Raw genomic sequence first — 1,300 nt, 5'->3', positions numbered from 1 at the left:
GTTTTGACGCGGCGAGTTCCGCCGCGTCAAAACGGGGCAAGAAGGCGCTTGGACTTGACTTTCCGGGCGCGTTCTTTATGTGTCGCGCCAAGTTTCCCGCGTCCGGGTGTTTTCCCCGTGCTCCAGCGGCCAAAACTCCACGAACATTAACGGACGAACATCATGGCCAAAGCCGCAAACATCAAGATCAAGCTTCTGTCGACCGCCGACACCGGTTTCTTCTACGTGACCAGCAAGAACAGCCGCACCAAGACGGACAAGCTGTCGTTCCGTAAGTACGACCCGATTGCCAAGAAGCACGTCGAGTTCAAGGAAACCAAGATCAAGTGATCCGGTTTATCCTGAAATGCCGAACGCCGCCCCTTGGGGCGGCGTTTTTGTTTTCAGCGGGCGGACGCTCGAGCAAGAAAGCCCGCGGCTGCCTGACGCTGAATCATGCATGAGAAAAAGGGGGCCGGTCGGCGGTTGGCAGCGGTACGAGGAGGCCACTATGTGCCAGCGCCGGCCGGCCGACCCCACGGACCCAGGAGATGCGGCGGACCTGAGCATCATGGGGTATTTTTTGGATCGAGCCGGGCAGTCTACCCTCGTGCCGGCTTCGTCTTCGGTCTATGCCAAGCAGATTTGCGCAAGAACGTATGAAAATCAACCATTTCTTAACCACGGCTCCCGAATCGCTTGGATTAAGGTAAATTCCTAACCCTATCGGGTTGACGCGGAATTGGGGCTTCCGTGCGTAACCGCTTCACGGCGCAACGATTTCAGGCAACGCGCTTAAGTCTTCTGGTCTTGTCCATGTCGATGCGGCAAAACTGCTGCGCACCATTGGGTGGCATGGATTAGGCGGCCTTGGCGACAACCCGGTTGCGGCCGCCGCTCTTGGCCTCGTAGAGCGCAAGGTCGGCTCGCTTCATCAACGCCGCGACCGTATCGGCTCCCCTCAGCACCGATGACACGCCGACGCTGACCGTCACCTCGATCGTCTTGCCATCGCTGCCGATTGCGAAGGGCGCCTGCGCGATCTCGGCGCGGATACGCTCGGCCACCTTCTCGGCGATTGGCCCGTCGGTATCCGGCATGACCACGACGAACTCCTCGCCGCCGAAGCGGCAGGCGAGATCGATGCCGCGCACGTTCTTGCGCAGCCGCCTGGCGAATTCACGCAGAACGTCGTCGCCGCCGTCATGGCCATGGGCGTCATTGATGGATTTGAAACGGTCGAGGTCGGTGATCATCACCGAGAGCGGCCGCCGCCGCGCCACGGCGCGGTCGAACAGCGTCTCAAGATGGCTATCCAGGT

Annotated in this window: 2 protein-coding genes; one reads left to right on the top strand and one right to left on the bottom strand. The window is 60.3% G+C overall.

The features are described from left to right. The first annotated feature begins 162 nt into the window (after window positions 1–162). Window positions 163–330: a 50S ribosomal protein L33 gene (rpmG, locus tag EOA79_RS32110; RefSeq protein WP_040995604.1), complete on the top strand. Its 168-nt coding sequence runs from the start codon at window positions 163–165 to the stop codon at window positions 328–330. Between the two features lie 509 nt (window positions 331–839). Here rpmG and EOA79_RS32100 read toward each other — a convergent pair. Continuing rightward, the coding region (locus tag EOA79_RS32100) for a diguanylate cyclase (RefSeq protein WP_128293697.1) at window positions 840–1,300 on the bottom strand (461 nt) is incomplete at its 5' end.

This window comes from Mesorhizobium sp. M1A.F.Ca.IN.020.03.2.1 (assembly GCF_004023205.1).
Classification (GTDB): Bacteria; Pseudomonadota; Alphaproteobacteria; order Rhizobiales; family Rhizobiaceae; genus Mesorhizobium.
The sequence above is the reverse complement of the archived record's forward strand: the minus strand, read 5'-3'. Positions and strand labels throughout refer to the sequence as shown.